Raw genomic sequence first — 8,969 nt, 5'->3', positions numbered from 1 at the left:
GCGGCGCCGAGCGGCGCGCAATGCCCCGGCTGCACCCGGCGCGGCCAGACGCCGGGCAGGAAGGTGCAGATCGCCGCCGGCCGTCCGGCCAGCTGGCGCAGCGCCACAGTGTCGCGCCCGGCCACCGGCAGCGGGCAGGAAATGCCCTGCGCCGCCAGGTGCCGCATCAGGCCCAGGAACCAGGGCAGCTCGGCCGGGTCCACGCGCTTCTCGTACAGCGTCAGGATATAGTCGCCGATGGTGGTGCGCAGCGCGTAGTTGCTGTTCTCGACGCCCTCGGCGATGCCGCGGAAGGCGAGCAGCTCGCCCAGCTCATACTCGGACAGGAAGGCGCGCAGCGCCTCGTCCGAGACCTCGGTATAGACCGCCATCGGCTCCGTCTCAGTCGGGGGAAGTTACCGCGCCAGGATAGCGGGCAGCTTGAAGGTGACGTTTTCCTCCGCCACCACGACTTCCTCAAGGGTCAGATCGAAGGCTTCGCGCAGCCGGGCGATCACCTCCTCCACCAGCACCTCCGGCGCACTGGCGCCGGCCGAGATGCCCAGCGTCCGCACCCCCTCCAGCGCCGCCAGGTTCAGCTCCGCCCCGCGCTGCACCATCAGGGCGCGCGGGCAGCCGGCGCGCTCGGCCACCTCGCGCAGCCGCACGCTGTTGGAGGAGTTGGGCGCGCCCACCACCACCACCGCCTCGGCCCGCGCCGCGATCGCCTTGACGGCCGCCTGGCGGTTGGTGGTGGCGTAGCATATGCTCTCCTTGGCCGGGCCCACCATGTGCGGGAAGCGGCGGGCCAGCACCGCCACGATGCCCGCCGTGTCGTCCACCGAGAGGGTGGTCTGGGTGGTGTAGGCCAGCGGCCCCTCGGGCGGGGTGACGGTCTCGGCCTGCTCGGCGGTCTCGACCAGGGTGACGCTGCCGGGCGGCAGCTGGCCCATGGTGCCGATCACCTCCGGATGCCCGGCATGGCCGATCAGCAGGATGTGCCGGCCGGCGGCCGAATGCCGCTCCGCCTCCCGGTGGACCTTGGAGACCAGGGGGCAGGTGGCGTCGACATAGACCATGTTGCGGCGCTGCGCCTCGGCCGGGACCGATTTCGGCACGCCATGGGCGCTGAACACCACCGGCGCGTCGGGCGGCACCTCGTCCAGCTCCTCGACGAAGATGGCGCCCTGGGCCTCCAGGCTCTGCACGACGAATTTGTTGTGTACGATCTCGTGCCGGACATAGACCGGGGCGCCGAAGCGGGCGAGCGACTCCTCGACGATCTTGATGGCGCGGTCCACCCCGGCGCAGAAGCCGCGGGGTCCGGCGAGCAGGACGTGCAGGGCGGGCTTGACGGTCATGCGGGCCTGTCCGATGGGGGCGTGGTGGTTCATGGGGTCCGCCTGCGGGCGATCCGGGCACGGGCCGGGGCAGGGGGCATCAGCCCCCCGGCCGCCGGCCCGGGCACTAAGGGGAAGAGAGGCAGCATGGTCAAGGCACGGAACCTCCGGGGCGGCGCGATGGCGGCGATGGGCGCGGCGCTGTTGCTGGCCGGCTGCGGCGGCGGCGACCGCGGCAACCCGCTGCTGGACAGCAAGGCGCCCTGCCCGGCGATCTCGATCCTGTCCGACGGCGCGGACCTGACCCGCTTCCGCAGCGGCGGCGGTCGGGACCTGACGGCGATGGAGCTCAATGCGTCGATCTCCGGCTACCAGGCGAGCTGCGATTTCGCCCCCCGGGGCGGTGGGCTGGACGTGACGCTGAAGCCGAGCTTCCTGGTCGAGCGCGGCCCGGCGGCGCAGAGCCGCGTCGCCGAGCTGACCTAATATGGTGGCGGTGGCGCAGGACGGGAACCCGGTGGCGCCGCCGAGCCTGTTCAACCTGCGCATCGAGTTCGCGCCCAATGTCTCCCGCGCCACCGGCACGGATGAGGTGACGATCCGCCTGCCGGGCGAGCCGTCCCAGGCGGCGCGGCGGCAGGTCTGGCTGGCCTTCCAGCTGACGCCGGAGGAGCTGGCGCTGAACCGGGCGCGCGGCCCGAGGTAAGAACAGGGTTCTTTTTTGGAAAAAAGAACCAAAAAACTTTTTTCCGTTGGCGTCCCGCCTTGGGCCTGAGGCGGGACGCCAGACGGACAAAGTCTTTTTGCTTCTTTTTCTTCAGAAAAAGAAGATTCTTCTCCTGCGCCTCCGCCTGAGGCTTGCGCGGCGACGCGCCCTCGGGCAGAGGAGCAAAACCCGCAGATCCCACGCGGGAGAGAATGGCGCATGCCATCGCCGAAGGCGCAACCGGCCCCCGGAAACGCTCAGGCAAAAGGGCCGCGTGGGGAAGGGGCCTCTGGAAAGCCCGGAGCCTGGCAACAGGCGCCGGCACCGACGGAGTAAGGCGCGCAAACGCCCGCGCTGAATCTCTCAGGTCATCGGACAGAGGGGGGCCACGAACCCTGACCCGCCGCCTCGTGCGGCGCTGGAGGCTGCGTGGCCGATACATTGCTCGAAACCCCGCTGGCGTCGCTGCATCGCGAGCTTGGCGGCAAGATGGTGCCCTTCGCCGGCTATGCCATGCCGGTGCAGTACCCGGCCGGCATCATGGCCGAGCACCTGGCCACCCGCGCCGGCGCCGCGCTGTTCGACGTTTCCCATATGGGCCAGGCCGAGCTGCTGGGCGAAGGCGCCGCCGCGGCGCTGGAGGCGCTGACCCCCGCCGATATCCGCATCCTGAAGCCGGGCCGGCAGAAATACGGCCTGCTGCTGAACCCGGAAGGCGGCATCGTCGATGATTTCATGGTGGCCAATCTGGGCGGCGACCGGCTGTTCCTGGTGGTCAATGCCAGCCGCAAGGCGGTGGATTTGCCGCTGATCGAGGCGGCGCTGCCCGCCGGCGTGCGGCTGACCCCGCTGCCCGACCGCGCGCTGCTGGCCTTCCAGGGGCCGCAGGCGGTGCCGCTGCTGGCCGGCCTGGCCCCCGCCGTGGCCGCGCTGCCCTTCATGGGCGTGGCGGAGACGGAGATCGACGGCATCCCCGTGCTGGTCAGCCGCAGCGGCTACACCGGCGAGGATGGCGTCGAGATCAGCGTCCCCGCCGAGCGGGCCGAGGCGCTGGCGAAGCGCCTGCTCTCCCTGCCGGGCGTGGTGCCGGCGGGGCTGGGTGCGCGCGATTCGCTGCGGCTGGAAGCCGGACTCTGCCTCTATGGCAACGACATCGACGAGACGACCAGCCCGGTCGAGGCCGCCCTGGTCTGGACCATCGGCAAGCGCCGCCGCATGGAATGGAACTTCCCCGGCGCCGAGCGCACCCGCGCCGAGCTGGAGAACGGCCCGTCGCGGCTGCGCGTCGGCATCCTGCCGGAGGGCCGCCAGCCGGCCCGCGCCCACACCGCCATCCACGCGCCCGGCGGTGCGGCGATGGGCGAGATCACCAGCGGCACCTTCGGCCCCTCGCTGAACGGCCCCTGCGCCATGGGCTATGTGGCGCGCGGGCACGCCGCCGATGGCACGGCCCTGGAATTGCAGGTGCGCGGCAAGGCCCTGCCGGCCCGTGTCGCCGCCACCCCCTTCGTCCCTCACCGCTACGCCCGATAAGGACCGCCCCGATGGCCCAGCTGAAGTTCACCAAGGATCACGAGTGGGTTCGCCTGGAGGGTGGCGTGGCCACCGTGGGCATCACCGACCACGCGCAGACCGCGCTGGGCGACGTGGTGTTCGTGGACCTGCCGGAGGCCGGCCGCGTGGTCGAGCCGGGCGATGCCTGCGCCGTGGTCGAGAGCGTCAAGGCCGCCTCCGACGTCTATGCGCCGATCGCCGGCACCATCCTGGAGTCGAACGAGGCGCTGGCCGCCGACCCGGCCCTGGTGAACAGCGCGCCGACCGCCGAGGGCTGGTTCTTCAAGATGACCCCGGCCGACACCGCCGCCATCGACGCGCTGATGGATGAGGCCGACTACCTCGCCTTCGTGGACAGCCAGTCGTGAGCGACGCGCTGCACGAACTGGCGGCGCTGGAGGACCACGGCGCCTTCGCCGCGCGGCATATCGGCCCCTCCGAGGCCGAGATCGCCGCGATGCTGCAGGCGGTGGGCGCGGCCAGCCTCGACGACCTCGCCGACCGCACCGTCCCCGCCGCCATCCGCGGCCAGGATTTTTCGCAGTTGCCGCCTCCGGTGTCGGAGGCGGAAGCGATTGCCGAGCTGCGCGCGCTGTCGGAGCTGAACACCCGCCGCCGCTCGCTGATCGGCATGGGCTATCACGGCACGCATGTGCCGCCGGTCATCCTGCGCAACGTGCTGGAGAATCCGGGCTGGTACACGGCCTACACGCCTTACCAGGCCGAGATCGCGCAGGGGCGGCTGGAGGCGCTGGTCAATTTCCAGACCATGGTCTGCGACCTGACCGGCCTGCCGGTGGCGAATGCCTCGCTGCTGGACGAGGCGACGGCGGCGGCCGAGGCGATGGCCCTGGCGCTGGCCGCCAGCAAGTCGAAGTCGCGCACCCTGCTGGTCGCCGCCGACGTCCACCCGCAGACCCTGGCCGTCATTCAGACCCGCGCCGAGCCGCTGGGCCTCGTGGTCGAGGTGGTGCCCGTCTCCGGGATTTCGGTGGCAGCAGCCGAAAAAAAGCCGTTCGCGCTGGTGCTGCAATATCCGGGCACGACGGGCGAGGTGCGCGACATCGCGCCCGAGATCGCCGCGGTGCAGGCGGTGGGCGGCCTCGCCATCGTCGCCTCCGACCCGCTGTCGCTGGTGCTGCTGACGCCGCCGGGCGAGATGGGCGCGGATGTCGTCATCGGCTCCAGCCAGCGCTTCGGCGTGCCGATGGGCTATGGCGGGCCGCACGCCGCCTTCATGGCGGTGAAGGACGCGTATAAGCGGCTGATGCCGGGGCGTCTGGTCGGCGTCTCGGTCGATGCCGCCGGGCGGCCGGCGATGCGCCTCGCCCTGCAGACGCGCGAGCAGCATATCCGCCGCGAGAAGGCGACCTCCAACATCTGCACCGCGCAGGTGCTGCTGGCCGTCATGGCCGGCATGTATGCCGTGTGGCACGGGCCGGAGGGGCTGAAGCGCATCGCCCGCCGCGTCGCGCTGCAGGCGCGGCTGCTGGCCGATGCGGCGGTGCGCGCCGGCTTCACCCTGCGGCACGAGGCCTTCTTCGACACCATCGCCATCGAGGCCGGCGCGAAGGCCGATGCGCTGATGGCCGAGGCGCTGTCGAGCGGCTTCAACCTGCGCCGCATCGACGCCACCGGTGTCGGCATCGCGCTGGACGAGACGGTGTCGCGGCTGGAGCTGGAGACGCTGCTGGCGGTGCTGGGCAAGGTCGGCGGGCAGGCGGTGGCGCTGGATGCGCTCTCGCCGCGCGGCGGGCTGCCGGCGGCGCTGGCGCGGCGCTCGGCCATCCTGACGGCGCAGGTGTTCAACAGCCACCATGCGGAGCACGCCATGCTCCGCTACCTGAAGTCGCTGGAGGACAAGGACGTCGCGCTGAACCGGAGCATGATCCCGCTCGGGTCCTGCACGATGAAGCTGAACGCGACGGCGGAGATGATCCCCGTCACCTTCCCCGGCTTCGGGGAGATGCATCCCTTCGTGCCGGCGGACCAGGCGGCGGGCTACATCGCCATGATCCGGCGGCTGGAGAGCTGGCTGGCCACCATCACCGGCTTCGCCGCCGTGTCGCTGCAGCCCAATGCCGGCAGCCAGGGCGAGTATGCCGGGCTGCTGGCCATCCGCGCCTGGCACAAGGCGCGGGGCGAGGCGCAGCGCGATGTCTGCCTGATCCCGTCATCGGCGCATGGCACCAACCCGGCCTCGGCCGTGATGGCGGGCATGCGCGTGGTGGTGGTGGGCTGCGACCGCGACGGCAATGTCGATCTCGCCGATCTCGAGGCGAAGATCGCGCAGCACGCGGACAAGCTGTCGGCGCTGATGGTCACCTATCCCTCGACGCATGGCGTGTTCGAGGAGGAGATCATCCGCATCTGCGACGCGGTGCATGCGGCGGGCGGCCAGGTCTATATGGACGGCGCCAACATGAATGCGCAGGTGGGCCTGACCGCCCCCGGCCGCATCGGCGCCGATGTCTGCCACCTGAACCTGCACAAGACCTTCTGCATCCCGCATGGCGGTGGCGGTCCGGGTGTCGGCCCGATCGGCGTGGCGGCGCATCTGGCGCCGCATCTGCCGAACCATCCGCTGCTGGCCGAGGCTGGCCCGGCGACGGGCTATGGTCCGGTCTCGGCCGCGCCGTTTGGCAGTGCCTCGATCCTGCCGATCTCCTATGCCTATATCCGCATGATGGGCGGGGCGGCGCTGACGCGGGCGACGCAGGTGGCGATCCTGAACGCCAACTACATCGCCAAGCGGCTCGATGGGCACTTCCCCGTGCTCTACAAGGGCGCGCGCGGCATGGTGGCGCATGAGTGCATCCTGGATTGCCGCGGCTTCCAGCAGGGCGGCGGCGTGCTGGTCGAGGACATCGCCAAGCGGCTGCAGGATTACGGCTTCCACGCGCCGACCATGTCCTGGCCGGTGGCGGGCACGCTGATGGTGGAGCCCACCGAGAGCGAGACCAAGGCCGAGCTGGACCGCTTCTGCGACGCCATGATCGCCATCCGCGCCGAGATCCGCGCGGTGGAGCAGGGCCGTGCCGACCGCAACGACAACCCGCTGAAGAATGCGCCGCACACCGCGGCGGAGGTGATGTCCTCCGACTGGGCGCATCCCTACAGCCGGGAGGAGGCGGCTTTCCCGCTGCCTTTCGTCGCCGCGCACAAGTACTGGCCACCGGTCAAGCGCGTCGACAATGTCTATGGCGACCGCAACCTGATCTGCACCTGCGCGCCGCTGGAAGATTACGCCCAGGCGGCGGAGTGAGCCCGCCGGCCGCCAGCGGCGGCCGGCCCTGACAGAGACTGAAGGGGTCTGGGGAAGCTGTGCTTCCCCAGAGTCTTTTTCAGAATCTTCTTTTTCTGAAGAAAAAGAAGCAAAAAGACTTTTTCAGTTTGGCGCTCAGCCTTCGAGGGCGAGTACGGCGAAGCTGGCCAGCCAGTGTTCACCCATATAGTCGCCGGCGACATGCGGCAGGCCGGCTTCTAGATGGCGCTGCGCCACCTTCTTCTGGCCGAGATTGCGCCAGCACCAGGCGCGGCTGAGATTCAGCCCATCCAGATGCGCGATCTTGCCATCGCTGCGGTCGCTGACCGTGGCGGGGGTGAAGAGGGCTGCCGGCTCCTGCTGCGCCAGGCGCGGCAGGAAGGCGCGGCACCAGGGCGCGAATTCCTCCGGTGGCAGCAGGCGGCGCATCGCCTCGGCCTCGATCAGGGTGGAGGAGAGGAAGTCGTCGCCGGAGGGCTCGCCCCAGGCGGGGGCGTCGCGATCCTCGCCATACCAGCGGCGGGCGGTGTCGCGCAGCAGGCCGAGGAAATCCGCATCGGCATAGTCGGCCGCCAGGCGCAGCGCGAAGGCGGTGTTGAAATGCGTGCCCACGCGCACCGGGTAGGTGGCCTTGGGCAGGAAGTCGCGAAACTTCTGTTCGACCAGAGCGCCGAGCGGCGCGGTGGCGGCTTCCCATTCCGTGCCGCGCAGCGTGGCGCAGAGCTTCAGCGCCCAGGCCCAGCCATAGGGCCGCTCGAAGCCGCGCGAGGAAGGGCGGGAGAGATAGGCGCATTCTCCGGCGATGTTGTCCGGTGTCAGCTTGCGGGCGAACAGGGCGCGGATGTCGGCGGCGGATTCCATAGCCGGAAAGCGCTGCAGCAGATGCGCCAGCAGCCAGTAGCCATGCACGCAGGAATGCCAGTCATAGCTGCCATGGAAGATGGGGTAGAGCTGGCTGGGCGTGCCCACATCCTCTGGCCCCGTCATGGCATGGGCGATCTTGGTGGGATATTCGCGCTCGACATGGCCGAGGGCGATGCGGGCGAAGCGGCTGGCGAGATCTTCGGTGAGCATGGCGCGATCCTGCCGCGCCAGGCGCGCCCTGTCACGCCGTGGCGGCGGCCGCCAGGCGCTTGCGCAGGAAGGCCAGCACGGCCGCTTCCTCGGGCTTCAGGGAGGGCAGATCCTCGCGCAGCTCGGCCTCGATCTCGCGCTTCACGCGCAGCGCCAGGGCGCCCTGCAGATAGCTGTCCAGCACCTCGGGATGCACATAGCACTGGCGGCAGATGGCGGGCGTGTTGCCGAGGCGCGACGCCGCCTTCTCGATCGCCGCCTTGACGTTGCGCTTGGCCGCGGCCTCGCTGTCGAAGGCGGCGAATTCCGACAGGGCCAGCGCCGCCAGCACGGTGCCGGCCCAGGTGCGGAAATCCTTGGCGGTGATGTCGCGGCCGCTGATCTCGCGGAGATACTCGTTGACCTCGGCGGAATCGACGGATTGCCGTTCTCCGTCGTCATCGATGTACTGGAACAGGGCCTGACCGGGCAGTTCCTGGCAGGCGCGCACCACCCGCGCCACACGCCGGTCGCGCAGCGACAATTTCCAGTCCTTGCCGCTCTTGGCGCGGAAGGCGAAGCGCAGTTCGTCCCCGCGCAGCGCCACATGGCGGTTGCGCAAGGTGGTCAGGCCGTAGCTGCCATTGGCCTGGGCGTAATCCTCGTTGCCGACGCGGATCAGCGTGGTGTCCAGCAGATGCACGATGGTGGCCAGCACCTTGCGCCGGCCCAGGCCGCGTTCGGCCATGTCCTCCGCCACGGTCGCGCGCAGCTTCGGCAAGGCGCGGGCGAAGTCCATGACGTGGTGGTATTTCGTGGCATCCCGCTGCGCCCGCCAATCCGGGTGGTAGCGATACTGCTTGCGGCCGCGCGCATCGCGCCCGGTGGCCTGGATGTGGCCATCGGCGCGCGGGCAGAACCAGACTTCCGTCCAGGCCGGCGGCACCGCCAGGCTGCGCAGCCGCGCCAGCACCGCCTTGTCGCGCACGGGCTTGCCCGTGGCGTCGCGATAGCTCCAGCCGGTGCCGCTGCGGCGCCGCGTCAGGCCGGGGCCGTCATCCGAGACGTAGCG

At 70.4% G+C, this 8,969-nt stretch carries 9 protein-coding genes and 2 riboswitches; of the genes, 5 read left to right on the top strand and 4 right to left on the bottom strand.

The features are described from left to right. Together HMPREF0731_RS06195 and ispH are read right to left on the bottom strand one after the other, a co-directional pair. A partial coding sequence (locus tag HMPREF0731_RS06195; RefSeq protein ID WP_007003194.1) for a phosphotransferase occupies positions 1-371 on the bottom strand: 371 nt, incomplete at its 3' end. Between the two features lie 24 nt (positions 372-395). After that, positions 396-1,340, bottom strand: a complete 945-nt coding sequence (gene ispH / locus HMPREF0731_RS06190) for a 4-hydroxy-3-methylbut-2-enyl diphosphate reductase (RefSeq protein ID WP_211207887.1) — start codon at positions 1,338-1,340, stop codon at positions 396-398. Between the two features lie 126 nt (positions 1,341-1,466). On the opposite strand from ispH, the gene HMPREF0731_RS23070 reads away from it, so the two are divergent. The 5 genes from HMPREF0731_RS23070 to gcvP all read left to right on the top strand — a co-directional run bounded on the left by HMPREF0731_RS23070 (position 1,467) and on the right by gcvP (position 6,844). Further along, a complete protein-coding gene (locus tag HMPREF0731_RS23070; protein WP_007003192.1) occupies positions 1,467-1,805 on the top strand; it encodes a hypothetical protein in 339 nt (112 codons plus the stop codon). Positions 1,806-1,815: 10 nt separating this feature from the next. Next, positions 1,816-2,025 carry a hypothetical protein gene (locus HMPREF0731_RS06180; protein ID WP_169312255.1) on the top strand — a complete coding sequence of 70 codons (210 nt, stop codon included), beginning with the start codon at positions 1,816-1,818 and terminating at the stop codon, positions 2,023-2,025. A gap of 193 nt (positions 2,026-2,218) precedes the next feature. Continuing rightward, a riboswitch (glycine riboswitch) is annotated at positions 2,219-2,308 on the top strand. Between the two features lie 3 nt (positions 2,309-2,311). Then, a riboswitch (glycine riboswitch) is annotated at positions 2,312-2,407 on the top strand. 47 nt (positions 2,408-2,454) lie between these two features. Beyond that, positions 2,455-3,558 carry a glycine cleavage system aminomethyltransferase GcvT gene (gene gcvT / locus HMPREF0731_RS06175; protein ID WP_007003190.1) on the top strand — a complete coding sequence of 368 codons (1,104 nt, stop codon included), beginning with the start codon at positions 2,455-2,457 and terminating at the stop codon, positions 3,556-3,558. Positions 3,559-3,569: 11 nt separating this feature from the next. Continuing rightward, positions 3,570-3,947, top strand: a complete 378-nt coding sequence (gcvH, locus tag HMPREF0731_RS06170; protein WP_007003189.1) for a glycine cleavage system protein GcvH — start codon at positions 3,570-3,572, stop codon at positions 3,945-3,947. Then, positions 3,944-6,844, top strand: a complete 2,901-nt coding sequence (gcvP, locus tag HMPREF0731_RS06165; protein WP_007003188.1) for an aminomethyl-transferring glycine dehydrogenase — start codon at positions 3,944-3,946, stop codon at positions 6,842-6,844. Before gcvH ends, gcvP begins: the two co-directional genes overlap by 4 nt. Positions 6,845-6,979: 135 nt before the next feature. Here the strand turns inward: gcvP and HMPREF0731_RS06160 are convergent, their stop codons facing one another. Together HMPREF0731_RS06160 and HMPREF0731_RS06155 are read right to left on the bottom strand one after the other, a co-directional pair. Beyond that, positions 6,980-7,918, bottom strand: coding sequence for a DUF2891 domain-containing protein (locus tag HMPREF0731_RS06160; RefSeq protein ID WP_007003186.1), 939 nt, complete (start codon positions 7,916-7,918; stop codon positions 6,980-6,982). A gap of 31 nt (positions 7,919-7,949) precedes the next feature. Then, positions 7,950-8,969, bottom strand: a 1,020-nt coding sequence (locus tag HMPREF0731_RS06155; RefSeq protein WP_007003185.1) for a DNA topoisomerase IB, incomplete at its 5' end; no start/stop codon positions are given.

Source organism: Pseudoroseomonas cervicalis ATCC 49957 (assembly GCF_000164635.1).
Taxonomy (GTDB): domain Bacteria; phylum Pseudomonadota; class Alphaproteobacteria; order Acetobacterales; family Acetobacteraceae; genus Pseudoroseomonas; species Pseudoroseomonas cervicalis.
This window is presented reverse-complemented; position numbering and strand designations above follow the sequence as displayed.